15 protein-coding genes are annotated in these 16,070 nt (G+C 63.8%); 11 read left to right on the forward strand and 4 right to left on the reverse strand.

The window, feature by feature from the left end; all coding sequences use genetic code 11:
- Window positions 1-51: 51 nt before the first annotated feature.
- The 6 genes from ACF8GF_RS08435 to ACF8GF_RS08460 all read left to right on the forward strand — a co-directional run bounded on the left by ACF8GF_RS08435 (window position 52) and on the right by ACF8GF_RS08460 (window position 6,761).
- Complete coding sequence (locus ACF8GF_RS08435; protein WP_176684887.1) at window positions 52-606, forward strand: helix-turn-helix domain-containing protein; 555 nt, start codon at window positions 52-54, stop codon at window positions 604-606.
- Between the two features lie 123 nt (window positions 607-729).
- Window positions 730-1,245 (forward strand): ProQ/FinO family protein, encoded by a 516-nt coding sequence (locus tag ACF8GF_RS08440; protein ID WP_392487657.1) that lies wholly within the window; start codon window positions 730-732, stop codon window positions 1,243-1,245.
- Between the two features lie 401 nt (window positions 1,246-1,646).
- Window positions 1,647-2,129 carry a formate dehydrogenase subunit gamma gene (locus tag ACF8GF_RS08445; RefSeq protein ID WP_209964750.1) on the forward strand — a complete coding sequence of 161 codons (483 nt, stop codon included), beginning with the start codon at window positions 1,647-1,649 and terminating at the stop codon, window positions 2,127-2,129.
- Window positions 2,123-3,682: a formate dehydrogenase beta subunit gene (locus ACF8GF_RS08450; protein ID WP_392487658.1), complete on the forward strand. Its 1,560-nt coding sequence runs from the start codon at window positions 2,123-2,125 to the stop codon at window positions 3,680-3,682. Before ACF8GF_RS08445 ends, ACF8GF_RS08450 begins: the two co-directional genes overlap by 7 nt.
- Window positions 3,679-6,561 (forward strand): formate dehydrogenase subunit alpha, encoded by a 2,883-nt coding sequence (gene fdhF / locus ACF8GF_RS08455; protein ID WP_392487659.1) that lies wholly within the window; start codon window positions 3,679-3,681, stop codon window positions 6,559-6,561. The genes ACF8GF_RS08450 and fdhF overlap by 4 nt, the downstream gene beginning before the upstream one ends.
- Window positions 6,558-6,761 (forward strand): formate dehydrogenase subunit delta, encoded by a 204-nt coding sequence (locus ACF8GF_RS08460; RefSeq protein ID WP_021785376.1) that lies wholly within the window; start codon window positions 6,558-6,560, stop codon window positions 6,759-6,761. The genes fdhF and ACF8GF_RS08460 overlap by 4 nt, the downstream gene beginning before the upstream one ends.
- Before the next feature lie 114 nt (window positions 6,762-6,875).
- Here ACF8GF_RS08460 and ACF8GF_RS08465 read toward each other — a convergent pair whose 3' ends face one another.
- A complete protein-coding gene (locus tag ACF8GF_RS08465) occupies window positions 6,876-7,739 on the reverse strand; it encodes a universal stress protein (protein ID WP_176684892.1) in 864 nt (287 codons plus the stop codon).
- 154 nt (window positions 7,740-7,893) lie between these two features.
- Here ACF8GF_RS08465 and ACF8GF_RS08470 point away from each other — a divergent pair, with 154 nt between their 5' ends.
- Entirely contained in the window at window positions 7,894-8,511 is a 618-nt protein-coding gene (locus ACF8GF_RS08470; protein ID WP_003248869.1) for a tRNA-(ms[2]io[6]A)-hydroxylase, read from the forward strand.
- A 22-nt stretch (window positions 8,512-8,533) separates the two neighbouring features.
- Here the strand turns inward: ACF8GF_RS08470 and ACF8GF_RS08475 are convergent, their stop codons facing one another.
- Window positions 8,534-8,854: a YqjD family protein gene (locus ACF8GF_RS08475; RefSeq protein WP_176684893.1), complete on the reverse strand. Its 321-nt coding sequence runs from the start codon at window positions 8,852-8,854 to the stop codon at window positions 8,534-8,536.
- Between the two features lie 127 nt (window positions 8,855-8,981).
- Here ACF8GF_RS08475 and ACF8GF_RS08480 point away from each other — a divergent pair, with 127 nt between their 5' ends.
- Window positions 8,982-9,245, forward strand: a complete 264-nt coding sequence (locus ACF8GF_RS08480; RefSeq protein ID WP_003248880.1) for a hypothetical protein — start codon at window positions 8,982-8,984, stop codon at window positions 9,243-9,245.
- Between the two features lie 17 nt (window positions 9,246-9,262).
- Here the strand turns inward: ACF8GF_RS08480 and ACF8GF_RS08485 are convergent, their stop codons facing one another.
- Window positions 9,263-9,745 carry an LEA type 2 family protein gene (locus ACF8GF_RS08485; protein ID WP_176684894.1) on the reverse strand — a complete coding sequence of 161 codons (483 nt, stop codon included), beginning with the start codon at window positions 9,743-9,745 and terminating at the stop codon, window positions 9,263-9,265.
- Window positions 9,746-9,876: 131 nt separating this feature from the next.
- Between ACF8GF_RS08485 and ACF8GF_RS08490 the strand changes: the two genes are divergently transcribed.
- Window positions 9,877-11,001 (forward strand): sigma-70 family RNA polymerase sigma factor, encoded by a 1,125-nt coding sequence (locus ACF8GF_RS08490; RefSeq protein WP_176684895.1) that lies wholly within the window; start codon window positions 9,877-9,879, stop codon window positions 10,999-11,001.
- 228 nt (window positions 11,002-11,229) lie between these two features.
- Entirely contained in the window at window positions 11,230-13,656 is a 2,427-nt protein-coding gene (locus tag ACF8GF_RS08495; RefSeq protein ID WP_392461046.1) for a TonB-dependent receptor, read from the forward strand.
- Between the two features lie 316 nt (window positions 13,657-13,972).
- On the opposite strand, the gene ACF8GF_RS08500 is transcribed toward ACF8GF_RS08495, so the two are convergent.
- Window positions 13,973-14,863, reverse strand: coding sequence for a LysR family transcriptional regulator (locus tag ACF8GF_RS08500; RefSeq protein ID WP_392487660.1), 891 nt, complete (start codon window positions 14,861-14,863; stop codon window positions 13,973-13,975).
- Window positions 14,864-14,965: 102 nt separating this feature from the next.
- Here ACF8GF_RS08500 and ACF8GF_RS08505 point away from each other — a divergent pair, with 102 nt between their 5' ends.
- Entirely contained in the window at window positions 14,966-16,045 is a 1,080-nt protein-coding gene (locus ACF8GF_RS08505; protein ID WP_392487661.1) for an extracellular solute-binding protein, read from the forward strand.
- Window positions 16,046-16,070 lie beyond the last annotated feature (25 nt).

Below are 16,070 nucleotides of genomic sequence, written 5' to 3' on the forward strand. Positions count from 1 at the left end.
TCCTGTACTTTTCCGGGCATCCATTTCCCGTCTGAAAGTCGCGATTCAACCATGAAAGTGCACGAAGAAATCGAAGGCCTGGCAGTACTGATTCGCGACCTGCGCAAGTTCAAGGGCCTGACGCTGGGCGAACTGGCACAGCGCATTGGCCGTTCGGTGGGCTTTCTGTCCCAGGTCGAACGCGGCGTATCACGCCCGACCGTGGCCGATCTCACAGCCATCAGCGAAGAGCTGGGTGTATCGACAGCCTACTTCTACAAGCTGGACAAACCCCGCGAGCTCGACTGGGTGACCCGCCCGCACGAGCGTCGCACGCTGCACCTGGCGGGAGGCATCACCGATGTGCTGGCATCGCCTTCGATAACGGGCGCGTTCTCCATGCTCGATAGCCATTTGCAACCGGGGGCCAGCAGTGGCGAGGAGTACCTGGACGACAGCTCGGAGCAGGGCTGCTTTGTGCTCGAGGGCGAACTGACCGTGTGGGTGGGCGATGCTGAGCCGGTTACGCTGCACGCCAATGACAGTTTTCAGCTGCAACCCCACGCCCGTTTTCGTTACGCCAACCTGACCGACAAGCCCACACGCGTGCTTTGGGTGTTCAGCTGAGGGCCTTCGCACTGGCATGTACGTTGTGCCTCGGCTAGCCGGGAAAGTTGGCCTGCAAGCAATGTGCAGGCTGCATGGGGTATCCTTGCACCACGCAATCAACTTCGAAGCAGTGAATGAACAATGGGTTTTGAACAACTAGCTGAGCTACGAGACCGCCTGCGGGCGGAAAAAGGGCAGGTAAAGGCCGATAGCGCGAAACCGCCCAAGCGCAAGTCGCCCCCGCAGGCGAAGCCGCGTGAGATGGACCCGGCGGTGGCAGCGATCTGGCCCCTGCAGAAGCATTTTCCCTTGGCTTTCCCGGTCAACCCGGCCCCCAAGGTGCCGCTCAAGGAGGGCATCTTCAAGGATGCCGAGCAACACCTGGAGCTGCTTGGGTTGACCCGCGAACAGCTCAAGCTGGGCATTTCCACGTGGTGCCGGGGCGCTCGATACTGGGCGAGCATGGTGGAGAATGCTCCGCGCCTTGACTTGAACGGTCAGGCCGCGGGTACTGTGACCGCCGCTCAGGCGCTGCATGCCAAGCAGCAAGCTGCGCGGCAACGCAGCCAGGACCGACGCAATCGCGCGAAGTCAAAGGCCCAGGCCCAGGCCCAGGCTCCCGCCGCCGACACCGCGGCGGTGCAGTCCACCGACTGAATTCAGTCGCGTTCTGTCCCGTAGCCACGCTGGATGGCAGCCCATTGCCGGGGCTGCCGTCTGGCAGGCCCGGCAATGGGCCAGGTCCGGTTTCGAGGACTTGGCGCATGCAACGATGGTTTCAAGACACACCTGACCGGCAAGCCGCGGCACAGGATGCCGGGGCGCAAATACGTGCGTCGGTTTCAGAATGCGCCTGGTCGCTCGTATACAACCCCTCGGCGCCACAAGTGCCATGCTAGCAGGATGCCCAAGGGTCAGTGCGCGCAGACGTGCGGCCGTGGGCGAGGAGGCCGCCAGTACCACGCAACTGTGACGTGGACGGTGCGCCGCAGCAGAACACGCCGGAAACCTGCCCTTTCAAACATTCAGGCAGGGTCCGTGATGCCGAGGTCCGCTGTATGCCTGATGAATTGCTCCACCTGCCTGTGATCCAGCGTATTCTGGACCGCGACAAGGACACCCCAGGTGCCCTGTTGCCGATCCTGCATGCCGTCCAGCACGAGATTGGTTACATCCCTGATGCCTCGGTCCCCGAGATCGCCCATGCGCTCAACCTCAGCCTGGCTGAAGTGCGTGGGGTTATCAGTTTTTATCACGACTTCCGCACCGCGCCGCCCGCTCGTCACACCCTGCGCCTGTGCCGTGCCGAGTCGTGCCAGAGCCGTGGCGCTGAAGCCCTGGCCGCGCAGTTGCGTGAACAGTTGGCACTGGACGACCACGGCACCAGCGCTGACGGGGCCATCAGCCTGCGCCCGGTGTACTGCCTGGGTGCCTGTGCCTGCTCGCCAGCGCTGGAGCTGGACGGCCAGGTGCACGCGCGCCTCACCCCTGAGCGCCTGCGGGACTTGGTCAACGGTTGCCAGGAGGACTCAGCATGCTGAAGCTGTATATTCCCTGTGATTCGGTTGCCCGCGCCGTGGGTGCCGATCAGGTTGCCGAGGCCCTGCTGCGCGAGGCCGAGCGCCGCCAGTTGCCGCTGGACATCCAGCGCACCAGCTCGCGCGGGCTTTACTGGCTGGAGCCGCTGATCGAGTGCGACAGTGCACAAGGGCGCCTGGGTTTCGGTCCGGTTACGCCACACGATGTGCCGTCACTGCTTGATGCCCTGGCGGGCGAAACCGGTGGCCACTCGCTGGCACTGGGGCCGGTCGAAGAAATACCCTATCTCAAGACCCAGCAACGCCTGCTGTTCGCTCGCGCTGGCATTACCCGGCCATTGTCGCTGGACGACTATCGTGCCAATGGCGGGTTCGCGGGCCTCGAGGCTGCCGTTGCGCTGGACGGTGCCGAAGTGGTTGCCGCAGTACTCGATTCCGGGCTGCGTGGCCGTGGTGGCGCGGCGTTCCCGGCCGGCATCAAGTGGCGCACCGTGCGTGACGCTGGTGCCGGGCAGAAGTACGTGGTGTGCAACGCCGACGAGGGTGACTCGGGCACGTTCGCTGATCGCATGCTGATGGAGGGCGACCCCTTCCTGCTGATCGAGGGCATGATCATTGCCGGCCTCGCCGTGGGTGCCGACAAGGGCTACATCTATGTGCGCTCGGAGTATCCCGACGCCATCCGGGTACTCGACCAGGCCTTCGCCATCGCGCGTGACGCTGGCTACCTGGGGGCTGACGTAGCCGGCAGCGGCCAGGCGTTCGACCTGGAAGTACGGGTGGGCGCCGGCGCCTATATTTGCGGCGAAGAAACCGCGCTGCTTGAATCCATCGAAGGCAAGCGTGGCATCGTCCGCGCCAAGCCACCGCTGCCTGCACTGCAAGGGCTGTTCGGCCTGCCAACGCTGGTGCACAACGTGCTTACCCTGGCCTCGGTGCCCATCATTCTGGCCAAGGGGGCAGCGTTCTATCGCGATTTTGGCATGGGCCGATCGCTGGGCACCATGCCGTTCCAGCTGGCCGGCAACATTCGCCAGGGTGGCCTGGTAGAGCGCGCGTTCGGCCTGACCCTGCGCGAGCTGGTGGAAGGCTATGGCGGTGGCACGGCCAGTGGCCGCCCGCTGAAGGCTGCGCAGGTCGGTGGCCCGCTTGGTGCCTGGGTACCCCCCAGCCATTTCGACACCCCATTGGACTATGAAGCGTTTGCTGCCGTGGGCGCGATGCTCGGCCACGGCGGTGTGGTGGTGGCCGACGATACGCTGAACATGGCCAGCATGGCGCGTTTCGCCCTGCAGTTCTGTGCCGAGGAGTCCTGCGGCAAGTGCACCCCGTGCCGCATTGGCTCCACCCGGGGTATGGAAGTGGTTGACCGGCTGATCGCCAGCAGCGACATCACCGAGCGCCACGACCAGGCGCTGTTGCTGCGCGATCTGTGCGACACCCTGCAGTACGGTTCGCTGTGCGCCATGGGCGGTATGACTGCCTATCCGGTGGCCAGCGCGCTCAAGTACTTCCCCGCCGATTTTGGGCTGACCACCACGGAGGCCGCACAGTGATCAATTTCTTCGACCCCGCTTCTGATAAAAGCAGCGACCTCGGCACCCCGGCCCGCGAAAGCGAAGTGCAGGTCAGCCTGAGCATCGACGGCCGCGCCATCAGCGTGCCGGCTGGCACCTCGGTCATGCGCGCCGCCGCCATGCTGGGCACCAGCATCCCCAAACTGTGCGCCACCGACAGCCTCGAAGCCTTCGGCTCCTGCCGTATGTGCATGGTGGAGATCGAAGGCATGCGCGGCTACCCGGCATCCTGCACCACGCCAGTCAGCGAAGGCATGGTGGTGCGCACCGAAACCCCGCGTCTGGCCGGCCTGCGTCGCAACGTGATGGAGCTGTACATTTCCGACCACCCGCTGGACTGCCTGACCTGTTCGGCCAACGGCAACTGCGAGCTGCAGACCGTCGCCGGCCAGGTGGGCCTGCGTGAGGTGCGCTACGGCTATGACGGCGCCAACCACCTGGACGAGAAAAAAGACGTTTCCAACCCGTATTTCGACTACGAGCCGAGCAAGTGCATCGTCTGCAGCCGCTGTGTGCGCGCCTGCGAGGACATCCAGGGTACGTTCGCCCTGACCATTACCGGGCGTGGTTTCGAATCGCGGGTGGCGGCAGCGGGGGGCGAAAACTTCCTTGCTTCCGAATGCGTGTCGTGCGGCGCCTGCGTGCAGGCCTGTCCGACCGCGACCCTCACGGAAAAGAGCCTGGTGCAGCTGGGCCAGCCTGAGCGTTCGGTCATTACCACCTGCGCCTACTGCGGCGTTGGCTGCTCGTTCCGCGCCGAAATCAAGGGTGACCAGCTGGTGCGCATGGTCCCGGACAAGAACGGTGGCGCCAACCACGGCCACGCCTGCGTCAAGGGCCGCTTTGCCTGGGGCTACGCCACCCACCCGGACCGCATCACCAAACCGATGATCCGCAAGCGCCTGGAAGACCCGTGGCAGGAAGTCAGCTGGGACGAGGCCGTGACCTATGCTGCCAGCGAGTTCCGCCGCATTCAGCTCAAGTACGGGCGCGACTCCATCGGCGGCATCACCTCCAGCCGTTGTACCAACGAAGAAGCCTATCTGGTGCAGAAACTGGTGCGCACGGCGTTCGGTAACAACAACGTCGACACCTGCGCACGAGTATGCCATTCGCCCACCGGTTATGGCCTGAAGCAGACCCTGGGTGAGTCAGCCGGCACGCAAAGCTTCGACTCGGTGATGCAGGCCGACGTTGTGCTGGTGATCGGCGCCAACCCCACCGACGCCCACCCGGTGTTCGGCTCGCAACTCAAGCGCCGCCTGCGCCAGGGGGCGCGGCTGATCGTGATCGACCCACGGCGCATCGACCTGGTCGACTCGCCGCACGCCCGCGCCGACCTGCACCTGCAACTGCGCCCGGGCACCAACGTGGCCATGCTCAACGCCCTGGCCCACGTGATCGTCACCGAGGGCCTGCTGGCCCAGCGCTTCATCGATGCCCGCTGCGAAACCGAAGACTTCGCCCGTTGGCGCGACTTCGTCAGCCTGCCAGAAAACGCCCCCGAGGTGCTCGGCCCGGTTTGTGGTGTGCCCGCTGAGCAGATCCGCGCTGCGGCCCGGCTGTATGCCACCGGCGGCAACGCGGCAATCTACTACGGCCTGGGCGTGACCGAGCACAGCCAAGGCAGCACCGCAGTGATGGGCATTGCCAACCTGGCCATGGCCACTGGCAACATCGGCCGAGAAGGGGTAGGGGTGAACCCGCTGCGCGGGCAGAACAACGTGCAGGGCTCGTGCGACATGGGGTCGTTCCCCCACGAGCTGCCCGGCTACCGGCATGTCTCCAACGAGGGCGTGCGCGCCGAGTTCGAACAGGCCTGGGGCGTGACCCTGCAGCCCGACCCGGGTCTGCGCATTCCCAACATGTTCGAAGCGGCGCTGGATGGCAGCTTCAAGGCGCTGTACTGCCAGGGTGAGGACATCGCCCAGAGCGACCCCAACACCCAGCACGTCACGGCGGCCTTGCTCGCCATGGAGTGCGTGGTGGTGCAGGACATCTTCCTCAACGAAACTGCCAAGTTCGCCCATGTGTTCCTGCCGGGCAGTTCGTTCCTGGAAAAGGACGGCACCTTCACCAACGCCGAGCGGCGTATTTCGCGGGTGCGCAAGGTCATGGAGCCGCTGGCCGGCAAGGCCGACTGGGAAGCTACCGTGGCCCTGGCCAACGCCCTGGGCTACCCGATGAACTACCGCCACCCTTCCGAGATCATGGACGAGATCGCCCGCCTGACGCCGACCTTCCGTCGTGTCAGCTACGCTGAAATCGACCGCCACGGCAGCCTGCAGTGGCCGTGCAACGACGCCGCGCCAGACGGCACGCCGACCATGCACATCGACCAGTTCGTGCGTGGCAAGGGCCGCTTCATGCTCACCGGCTATGTGCCCACCGACGAAAAGGTCAACAACCGCTACCCGTTGCTGTTGACCACCGGGCGCATTCTCAGCCAGTACAACGTCGGCGCCCAGACCCGGCGTACCGGCAACGTCGCCTGGCATGACGCCGACCGCCTGGAAATCCACCCGACCGACGCTGAAAGCCGTGGTATCCACGACGGTGACTGGGTCGGCATCGGCAGCCGCGCCGGGCAGACTGTGCTGCGTGCCAAGGTCAGTACGCGGGTGGCGCCGGGCGTGGTGTACACCACCTTCCACTTCCCCGAGTCGGGGGCCAACGTGATCACCACCGACAACTCCGACTGGGCCACCAACTGCCCCGAGTACAAGGTGACGGCAGTGGAAGTGGTGAAAGTGTTCCAGCCATCGCAATGGCAAAAGCGCTATCAGGACTTCAGTGATGAACAGCAGCGCCTGCTGAAAGAGCGCCGTACTGTGGAAAAAGCCGAGGTTCGCCGATGAGCAGCGAAAACCTGGTCAAGATGGCCAACCAGATTGCCCATTACTTCGACAGCGAGCCAGACCGGGCGCTGGCGGTGCAAGGGGTGCGGCAGCATATGAAGAGCTTCTGGACGCCGGCGATGCTCCGGCAGTTGGCAGAGTGGAACGAGGCCCACGCGGGGGAGGGGCTTGACCCAAAAGTGCGGGAGGCGTTGGTCTAGATTCCCGGGCGGCAACGGAACCTTGGGGGCGGGTTTGCCTGCGAATGTGGCGTTGAAATCAATGACGCATCCGCGGGTGAACCCGCTCCTACAAGGGGCCTGCATATTGCCTACTCAGCCGCGGGCCAGCTCCGCCAGGTGGGAGATGGCTTCCTCGCTCTTGAGCACCAGCACATCACCCTGCAGCGCATCCAGCACCACCTCCGAGGTATTACCAATCAACGCCCCGGAAATCCCCGTGCGGCACACCGTGCCCATCACCGTCACCACGGCATCGAGCTTCTGCTCGGTATGTGGAATCAACACATCCGCCGGCCCTTCGGCCACATGCAGGCACTCTTCGCTGATGCCGTATTCGACCTGGAACGCCTTGCACGCTTCACGGTAGCGCTTTTCGATCGTATCGCTCAGCTGGTACGTCGGGTCCGCCGCTGACAGCATCGGCGAGGGGTGGGCGCTGATGACATGCAGTTCTCCCTTGGCCAGTTTGGCAATCTCGAAGCCGTGGTCGATGATGCTGGCATGCAGGCGGCGGTGGTCTTCGTCCTGGTTGCCCACGTCCACCGCCGCCAGGATCTTGCCCCCGGTCCACGGCCGCTCGCTCTTGACCATCAGCACGGCACACGGGCATTGGCGCAGCAGCTTCCAGTCGCTGGGGGTAAGCAGGGCCTTTTTCAGCGGGTTGTCCGGACGGTGATCCTTGATCACCAGTTCGCAGCCTTCGGCCTGCTGTACATGGATGATGGTGTCGTGCAGGTTGTCGCGCCAGCCCTCTTCATGGGTGACATTGTCGAAGCCGTCATCATGCAACTGGCTGCTCAGCAGGCTCAGCAGCGCACTGTGATCATGCCGTTTGTCGCACATCAGCAAGTGCAGGCGTGCGCCGGTGATGCCAGCGATCAGCTTGGCCCGCGTAAGCGCCCGGCTATGGGCGTGTGTGGGGTCGAGGACGACGAGGATGCTGCGGACGGCTTGCATGGGCGTTAACTCCCTTCGATGATGGCGACCAGTGCCTGACTATAGTCGGCGCTTTCCCCTCCAGCGCTTGATGTACATCAAGCATAGTCACTGGCGTCGCCAGCCGCCGCCGGTATAATCGCCGACCCTGCCTGTTCTGTGTGGTTGCACGCTTATGTCCCTGATCCCCGAAATCGACGCCTTTCTTGGCTGCCCGACGCCAGACGCCTGGATCGAAGCGGCGCTCGCCGACCAGGAAACCCTGCTGATCGACCACAAGAACTGCGAGTTCAAGGCCGCCAGCACGGCCTTGAGCCTGATCGCCAAGTACAACACTCACCTTGATCTGATCAACATGATGTCGCGCCTGGCCCGCGAGGAGCTGGTGCATCACGAACAGGTGTTACGCCTCATGAAGCGTCGCGGTGTGCCGTTGCGCCCGGTGTCGGCGGGGCGTTATGCGTCAGGGTTGCGCCGGCTGGTGCGCGCCCACGAGCCGGTCAAGCTGGTGGATACGCTGGTGGTGGGGGCGTTCATCGAGGCGCGCAGCTGTGAACGTTTTGCTGCGCTGGTGCCGCATCTGGATGAAGAACTGGGCCGCTTCTACCACGGGCTGCTGAAAAGCGAAGCGCGCCACTACCAGGGCTACCTGAAACTGGCGCACAACTACGGAGACGAGGCGGACATCGCCCGCCGCGTCGAGCTGGTGCGCGCTGCGGAAATGGAGCTGATCCAGTCACCAGACCAGGAACTGCGCTTCCACAGCGGCATCCCGCAGGCTTTGGCCGCCTGATGTGCACCAGGCGGCGCAGGCCTTAATGGCGCCGACCCAGCAGCAGCCCCACTACCAGCCCGAGGCCGGCGGAAATGGCAACGGTTTGCCAGGGGTGGCCGCCGATGTAGTCCTGGGTGGCGTCCACCACCGGTTGCGCCTTGCTGCGCACGTTGCTGGCCGCCTGGCGAGCCTGACGAAGTTTCAGGCTTACCTGGGCGCGCAGCGTCTCTGCTTCTTCGCCGACCAGGGCGGCACTGTCGTTCAGCAGTTTTTCCGATTCCTCTATCAGCGATTGCAGTTCGCTGAATACCTGGTCCTTGATCTGATCGCTGTCCGTCAGCGTGGCGTTTTTCCGGGCCATGAACTCGTCCTCGTCAATGGGAGTGTGAACAATGGATGCCGCCACGTCGGGAAAGTTGCGGCGGCTTTCCGATGATGGGTTGCCTGGGTGTAAGATAGCGGCCATTTTCAAACCTGCAGGTAACCTCATGAGTTTCAATCTGGCCAACATGAGCTTCGAGGAACGGGCGCAGATCGAGGCAGAGAAGGCCCGGCTGTTCGAGATGTGGCAGAACAACCTGGGCAAAGCCAAGGGCGAAGCCGCCCGGCTGATTGCCGAAAAGCCACGGCGCAAGGGCAAATGGGCCGAGTGGGTGCGCGCCGAACTGGACGGCATGACGCCGCCTGAATACGCCAGCATGGTGCGCAGCGAAGTCAACAAGCTGATGGCCGCAGCCAGCGCCAACCGCTGAGCACTCCCGCTTGGTGCTTACCAGTAGGTGCCCTTGGGCAGGTCCAGCCTGCCTTCATCGGTAAAGCGCACGGTCCCCAGCGGCCCGCCGGCCAGTTTGCCGCGCAGCTTGTAGGGCAGCCCCTGCAGCGAATCCAGCTTGCCCAGCCCATAGGCCTGGCGAAGGAAGGAAAACGCCGTGATGCTGACCGGCACCACGATCACCGCTTCGTCGTAACGGCCAATGTGCCCCTGCTGGTCGCTGACCCCGGCGGCCAGCGGCTGGCCGTTCACTTCCAGGTTCAAGGCGATGCCGTTGTAATCGATCGGCGCCTCGTTGGGGTTTTGCACCCGCATTTTCACCGCCATGCGCAGTTCCAGCTCCTGCCCGGGCAGTGGTTCGATGCCGATCACGCTGATGTTCACCGGGTCGCGTGGCTGGAACAGCGCACAGGCCGCCAGCCCGCAGGTCAGCAGCAGGACCAGGAACAGGCGGGTGTTGCGGTACAGACGGGCAGTCATGGGCTGTGACCTTGCCGGAGTGGAGCTGGCAGTGTGGCAAATGCGCGTCGACGTTGAAAGTATCGGTTGATATGAAAGATACTGTTTCTCATTAACGCCCGCTAACCTCTCTTACTGGCTGTTCCCCAATCATGCTGACTTCACCCATGTCGGGCCTGCTGGCAAGTTTCCAGGAGCACTACGACGACCTGCTGCAGTTTCTGACGCGGCGCATGAGCGACCGCCAGCGTGCCGCCGACGTGGCCCAGGAAACCTACCTGAAGCTGGTGAACATCGACGAGCAGGCGGTGCCGGTGCTGCACGCGCGCAGCTTCATCTTCCGCGTGGCGGGCAACCTGGCGATTGACGCCTTGCGCCGTGAGCAACGCATCGCCGCCAGCCACGACGACAGCGACGGAGCCTGTGAGGTGGCCTGCCCGGCGCCGGCACCCGAGGCGGCGTTGCTGGCCCGTGAGCGCTTGCAGATTCTTGACCAGGCGCTGTTGCAGTTACCGGACAATGCCCGCCAGGCGCTGTTGCTCAACCGTGTCGAGGGCCTGACCCAGAAGCAGGTTGCTCAACGCCTGGGGGTTTCCGAGAGCATGGTGGCGAAGTACATCGGCCAGGCCCTGCGCCATTGCCGCGGCCGACTGAAACAGGCGGGTGTGGCGGCATCGGTGGTATTGCTGGTCGCCGCGGTGGCGGGTTGGCAGCAAGCCCCGATGCTGCTGGCCGATTATCACACCGCCGTGGGCGAGCGGCAGGTCATTACCCTGACAGATGGCACACGGGTGACGCTGAACAGCGCCAGTGCCTTGAGCGTGGCGTTCAACGAGCATGAGCGGCGTGTGGTACTCGATGCGGGTGAGGCACTGTTCGAGACCGCCGATGATTCACGACCGTTTGTGGTCGATACGGCCGGTGCGCGGGTGCAGGGCAATGCCGCCACCTTCAGCGTGCAGCGCGATGGCCACGTCGTGTTGGCTCGCGGTGAAGCCAAGGTGGGTGAACATCAACTGGCGGTGGCGGCCGATGCCGTCACGCAGATGGCCTGGCAGCGGGGCAAGCTGATCTTCAACGGCAAGCCGCTGGGGCAGGTGCTGACGGAGCTTGAGCGTTACCGGCATGGGCGCATTGTGTTGTCCGACAGCAAGCTGGCTGCGATGGAGGTGAGCGGGGTGTTCGACCTGGATGAACCTGAGGCCCTGTTGCGGACGTTGGAGCAGCGGTATGGCCTGAAGGTGACCTACCTGCCGTGGTTGGCCGTAGTGCATTGATGAGCTTGTACCGTCCTCTTGGCGGGCAAGCCCGTTCCTGCACAGGTCGCACGATATTCAGGCGGGCGCAGTCGTTGTAGGAGCGGGCTTGCCCGCGAAGAGGCCGGACAGAAATAAAAATATTTTTCATTTGGCACTGCAAGTTCCTGCAAGCCAGATCGTCGTAGTGAGACTGATCAGCAACCCATTCTCATTTACGACTTGTCAGGAAGCTCATTCGTGCCTCTGATGCTCAAGCCCTTGCACCGCCGTCGCGGTTCTTTTCACCATGCCTTGATGTCTTGCAGTGCCTTGGCCTTGTTGTTCGGTCCCCTGCACGCAGGGGCCGCGACGACCGCCGGACAGACCCAGATGCAAGCTCGCCAGGTCCAGCTCGACCTGCCCGCCCAGCCGCTGGACCAGGCGCTGACCACCTTCGCCGACCAGGCCGGCCTGCACCTGCTGTACACCACAGGCGATGTCGCCGGCCAGGTCAGCCCGGCGTTGCAGGGTAACTACAGTGTCGAGCAGGCCCTGCAGCAGTTGCTGGCCGGCAGCGGCATGAGCTGGCAGTTCAGCGAGGCTCGCACCGTCACCCTGCGCAAGGCCGAGGCCGCGCCGCAGGCGGTCAACCTCAAGCCGATCGAGGTCAGCGTAGCCTCGCGCACCAGCACCGCCATCAGCGAAATCCCCGGGACCGTCTGGGTGGTCGACCAGCAGCAATTGCGCGAGCAGATCGACAGCGGCGTCAGCCTGAAGGAAGCCATCGGCAAGCTGGTGCCGGGCCTTGACCTGGCGCCGGAAGGGCGCACCAATTACGGCCAGAACATGCGTGGGCGCAACGTGCTGGTGATGATCGACGGGGTCAGCCAGAACAGCTCACGCGGCCTGTCGCGTCAGTTCGACAGCATTTCGCCGTTCAACGTCGAGCGCGTCGAAGTGCTGTCTGGCGCCAGCGCCATCTACGGCGGTGGTGCCACCGGCGGCATCATCAACATCGTGACCAAGAAGGGCGAGCCCGGCCCGGCGCGCTTCGAGACCCAGTTGGGGGCCAGCAGTGGTTTCAACAACAGCGACGACCTGGCTACGCGTTTCGCCCAGTCGGTCAGCGGCGGCAACGAGCGGGTCAATGCCCGGTTGGGGGTTTCCGGTGAGCAGAACGAAGCCTTCTACGATGGTGCTGGCGACCAGATCTTCATCGACAACACCCAGACCGACCTGCAGTACAACCGCACCATCGACGTACTCGGTACCTTGGGCCTGCAGCTGAACGACCAGCAGAGCCTCGACCTGTTGGCCCAGTACTACGACTCGGGCAACCACGGCAGCACGGGTATCTACTTCCCCAACCTGAACTACAACGCGCCATCCGACCTGGAAGACGCCGAGCTGCGCAGCGGTTATTCATCGGACCTGGAGCCGCGTACGCGGCGCCTGCTGCTCAATGCCAATTACCACCACACCGACGTGCTGGGCCAGGACTTCTACCTGCAGGCCTCGTACCGCAAGGAAGACGACAACTTCTACCCGTTCCCGTACTACAACCGTGCCACACCCACCGGCTCGCGCGGGGTGTACTTTGCCGCCTCGCAGCAGAACTTCGAGGTCACCAGCCTCAAGGGCCTGTTTGCCAAACAGTGGGATACGCTGAAGCTGACCTACGGCGTTGATCTGGATCGTGAGCGCTTCAACGCGGAGCAGACCACCTTCAACGCCCAGACCTCGTCCGAGTCGGGTGGCCTGGAGCTGGAAAAAGACAGCAAGGCCGCACGCTACCCCAGCTACCGGGTGGATGGTGTGTCGGTGTATGCCCAGCTGGACTGGCATGCCACCGACAACCTGACATTGTCCGGTGGTGCCCGGCGGCAGCAGATGGACGTTGATGTCAGCGACTTCAAGGGTGTGCCAGGTGGCAGTAACGACTATCAGGTCAACCTGTTCAACGTCGGTGCCATCTACGACTTCAAGAACGGCCACCAGGTGTGGAGCAACTATGGCGAAGGCTTCGACCTGCCTGACCCGGCCAAGTACTACGGCAAGCCGGGCCTGAGCGTGGCCGATAACCCGTTGGCGGGTATCAAGAGCCGCCAGGTGGAATTGGGCTGGCGCTATGCCGACCTGGACTGGGATGCACAGGCAGCGCTGTACTACATCTGGTCGGACAAGATCATCAACGTCGATTCGCAAACGCTGACCATCGATGTGGAAGATCAGAAAAGCCGCGACTTCGGCTTTGAAGGGGCACTGACCCGGCACTTCCAGACCGGCTGGGAAGCTGGCGGCACATTGCACATGACACGCTCCGAGGAAGAGGCCGCCGACGGCGGCTGGATCAAGCGCGATGCCCGATACGCTTCGTTATCCAAGGCCACCGCGTTCGTCGGCTGGAAGGCCGATGGGCGCAGTGCGCGGTTGCAGGCCAACCATGCCTTCAGCCTGAAGGACGATGCTGATCACGAGATTGACGGCTACACCACCTTCGACCTGCTGGGCAGCCAGGACACCGGTTTCGGCACCTTCAGTGCCGGTATCCAGAACCTGCTGGACAAGCAGTACAGCACGGTATGGGGACAGCGCGCGACGTTGTTCTATTCGCCGACCTACGGGCCGGCGTATCTGTATGACTACCAGGGGCGCGGGCGTACCTACACGCTGAGCTGGAGCATGGCTTACTGATTGTGGTCGCCTGAACGGGCCTGTTCGCGGGTAAACCCGCTTGCTCCTACCACAGCGCCGTCTTCAGACGTTATGAGCCCCTGTAGGAGCGGGTTTACCCGCGAATACGGTGGTGGCGGCGACGGTGAACGGCGGGTTGAAATTGGCCAGCAGGGCCGGCCTGTTCGCGGGTAAACCCGCTCCTACACGACGGCCTGTGCCCAGCCACCGACCGGTGTCCACCCCCGCTCCTACACGACGGTGCCTGTGCCCAGCCACCGACAGGTGTCCACCCCCGATCCGGCGTAGGAGCGGGTTTACCCGCGAAGGGGCCGGTTCAGGCAAACGCCGCCAGCAAATCCTGCGCAAATACATGGGCTGCCTCGCCAACCCCCTGTGCCCGGTGCCGGGCCAGGGTGAACGGCACCCCAAAATCAAGCTCAGGGTCCAGCGCCCATAACAGCCCCTCGGCCTCCCAGCCCTGTGCACAGTGGCATGGCAAGTAGCCAATATGCCGCCCAGACAGCATGAACGTCAGCACGCTTTCGATCTGCTCCGCCACTGCCGTGCTGCGTCTGCTCTGGAACGGTTCGCCCCCTTTGAGAAAACGGTACGGATGGCGCACCTGGTCCATGTCCAGCAACCGCTCAAGCCCAACATCCGTTTCCCCATACAGCTCATGCCCCCTGCCGCAATACAGCCGCTGCCGCTCCGCGAACAAGGGCTGGTAATCAAAGGCTGCCTGGTTGCCGGAAAAGTAGCTGATGGCATAGTCCAGCCGCTGCTCCAGCAACAGCCGTTCCAGCTCTGCCGGCGGTGCACTGACTAGCTCCAGTTGCACCGATTCCTCTCGCCTGCGAAATACCGCAATGGCCGCCGCCAGTTTCAGGCTCACCGCCTTGTCCTGATTTTCCGCCATGCCTATGCGCACAGTTCCCAGCAGCCGCCCGGCAACGCCGTTGGCCTGCTGGCGAAACTGCTCGATGTTCAGCAGCAGCCCACGCGCCGCGTCCAATAGCAGTTCACCTTTTTCCGTCAGGCGAAAACCACCCTTGCCGCGGCTGCACAGGCGGTAACCCAAGCGTGCCTCCAGTTGCGCCATGCGCTGGCTGATGGTGGGCTGGCTCAGGCCCAGCACGCCTTGAGCGGCGCTGAAGCCACCCGCCTCGACTACAGTGACGAACAGCCGCAGCAGGTGCAGGTCGGGATCGTGCACTTGTCCCAGCATTACATTGCTCCTGGTGAATGTCAGCTTTGCAAACTTGCCATTGGTGCAATGTAACCCGGCTGGCATGCTCGCGGCATCCACCCATTTACCGAGGTGTCCGCCATGCGTCGATCGTTGTGCCTTTTGTCTCTGGTTCTGGCCCTGCCGCTGCAGGCCGAAGAAAAGGTCGTCAACCTCTACAGCTGGGCCGATTACGTTGCCCCGCAAACCCTGCAGCGCTTCGAACGGGAAACCGGCTACAAGGTGCGTTACGACACCTTTGACACCCCCGAGGTGCTGGAAACCAAGCTGCTGACCGGTGGTAGCGGCTACGACGTGGTGGTGCCGTCCTCCACCGTGCTGGCCCGGGCGCTCAAGGCCAATGCCCTGCAACCGCTGGATGCTCAGGCCATGCCTGGCTACGACAACCTCGACAAGGACCTGCTGGGCAAACTGGCCGAGGTTGACCCCGGCAACCGCCATGCTGTGCCGTACACCTGGGGCACGCTGGGCCTGGGGGTAAATGTGGAGGCGGTACGCCAGCGCCTTGGCGATGTACCGCTGGACAGCCTCGACCTGTTGTTCAAACCCGAGTACGCCGCCCGCCTGAAGGGTTGCGGCATCGCTATACCCGACTCGCCCCAGGAGGTGATCGGCGTAGCCCTGAACTACCTGGGCAAGGACCCTTACAGCCAGAACAAGGGTGACCTGGCCGCCGCGCAGAACCTGCTCAGCCAGTTGCAGCCGTCGATCAGCTACGTCGCCAACGGCCGGCAGATCAACGATCTGGCCAATGGCAGCGTGTGCCTGGCGCTGACCTACAACGGTGATGCCGCGATGGCCGCCGACCAGGCCCGCCGTGCCGGCAAGCCGTTCGAGGTGATCTACCGCATCCCCCGCGAAGGCACGCTGGTATGGCAGGACAACCTGGTCATCCCCAAGGACGCCCCGCACCCCGAGGCCGCCCGGGCGTTCATTGCCTTCATGCTCAAGCCAGAGTCGGTGGCAGCGCTGACCAACACGCTGTTCTTCGCCAACGCCAACCAGGCTGCCACGCCGCTGGTGGACGAAGCGGTGCGCAACGACCCGGATATCTACCCGTCGGCCGAGGTGCGTCAGCGCCTGTATGCCGACCGCAGCATGGCCCTGGCCGACCTGCGCCAACGCAACCGTCTGTGGACCGCCTTCCGCATCCGGCAGTAGCCCATGACAATCAAGGAGCCCGACC

Source organism: Pseudomonas sp. yb_5 (assembly GCF_043103865.1).
Classification (GTDB): Bacteria; Pseudomonadota; Gammaproteobacteria; order Pseudomonadales; family Pseudomonadaceae; genus Aquipseudomonas; species Aquipseudomonas putida_Y.

What these genes read in the sequence shown, in the direction of transcription:
- ACF8GF_RS08435 (WP_176684887.1), top strand. Translation starts at nt 52, where the DNA reads ATGAAAGTGCACGAAGAAATCGAAGGCCTGGCAGTACTGATTCGCGAC.
- ACF8GF_RS08440 (WP_392487657.1), top strand. Translation starts at nt 730, where the DNA reads ATGGGTTTTGAACAACTAGCTGAGCTACGAGACCGCCTGCGGGCGGAA.
- ACF8GF_RS08445 (WP_209964750.1), top strand. Translation starts at nt 1,647, where the DNA reads ATGCCTGATGAATTGCTCCACCTGCCTGTGATCCAGCGTATTCTGGAC.
- ACF8GF_RS08450 (WP_392487658.1), top strand. Translation starts at nt 2,123, where the DNA reads ATGCTGAAGCTGTATATTCCCTGTGATTCGGTTGCCCGCGCCGTGGGT.
- ACF8GF_RS08460 (WP_021785376.1), top strand. Translation starts at nt 6,558, where the DNA reads ATGAGCAGCGAAAACCTGGTCAAGATGGCCAACCAGATTGCCCATTAC.
- ACF8GF_RS08465 (WP_176684892.1), bottom strand. Translation starts at nt 7,739, where the DNA reads ATGCAAGCCGTCCGCAGCATCCTCGTCGTCCTCGACCCCACACACGCC.
- ACF8GF_RS08470 (WP_003248869.1), top strand. Translation starts at nt 7,894, where the DNA reads ATGTCCCTGATCCCCGAAATCGACGCCTTTCTTGGCTGCCCGACGCCA.
- ACF8GF_RS08475 (WP_176684893.1), bottom strand. Translation starts at nt 8,854, where the DNA reads ATGGCCCGGAAAAACGCCACGCTGACGGACAGCGATCAGATCAAGGAC.
- ACF8GF_RS08480 (WP_003248880.1), top strand. Translation starts at nt 8,982, where the DNA reads ATGAGTTTCAATCTGGCCAACATGAGCTTCGAGGAACGGGCGCAGATC.
- ACF8GF_RS08485 (WP_176684894.1), bottom strand. Translation starts at nt 9,745, where the DNA reads ATGACTGCCCGTCTGTACCGCAACACCCGCCTGTTCCTGGTCCTGCTG.
- ACF8GF_RS08490 (WP_176684895.1), top strand. Translation starts at nt 9,877, where the DNA reads ATGCTGACTTCACCCATGTCGGGCCTGCTGGCAAGTTTCCAGGAGCAC.
- ACF8GF_RS08495 (WP_392461046.1), top strand. Translation starts at nt 11,230, where the DNA reads ATGCTCAAGCCCTTGCACCGCCGTCGCGGTTCTTTTCACCATGCCTTG.
- ACF8GF_RS08500 (WP_392487660.1), bottom strand. Translation starts at nt 14,863, where the DNA reads ATGCTGGGACAAGTGCACGATCCCGACCTGCACCTGCTGCGGCTGTTC.
- ACF8GF_RS08505 (WP_392487661.1), top strand. Translation starts at nt 14,966, where the DNA reads ATGCGTCGATCGTTGTGCCTTTTGTCTCTGGTTCTGGCCCTGCCGCTG.